The organism is Bradyrhizobium sp. Crot121, assembly GCF_059512385.1.
In genome coordinates this window covers 1-478 of sequence record NZ_JCAMOR010000356.1, presented here as the reverse complement: position 1 = coordinate 478, position 478 = coordinate 1, and the positions used below count along the sequence as shown (strand labels likewise).

1 protein-coding gene is annotated in these 478 nt (G+C 51.3%); it reads right to left on the bottom strand.

Annotated elements, in window-relative coordinates:
* Nucleotides 1-478: ATP-binding protein (locus AC5ZGW_RS46955; protein WP_496114247.1), on the bottom strand; the 478-nt coding region annotated here is incomplete at both ends.

Genomic DNA, 478 nt, shown 5'->3' with positions numbered 1-478 from the left:
ATTACCGGTCCTCTGCCGATCAATACGGCAATAAAGACTGGCGATGTGACGCGGCTCTGCTGCTAATACTTCGTGACCTTGGCGCACCCATAGCACGCCTTTTTTGTAATCCCCGACCGTTTTCAAAAACCGCAAAGGCATTGTGGAGACATCGTGGGGCGACACGAGCAACACGTCCACCGCGTCGGCTGTGCCAGTCTCATAGCGGCGAAGTTTGAGGTTTGGCTTATCTGATAAAAGCTGGTTTAGCGCTTGCTGAAGTCGGTCCGTATTGGGAGCGACTTTGTTGTGGCCGGCTGTCCGCTCAGTGTCGTGAACGCCGAATACGATGATTCCCCCATCAGAATTGGCAAATGCACATACCAGTCTAGCGATTCCGCAAAAGAAGTCGTCCGAATATGAAAACGGCCACTCCCTCTTGAAGTCCCAAACTGGTCCCTCTTGTGAGATAAATTTTCCTGACTCTTCCAATAAGTAG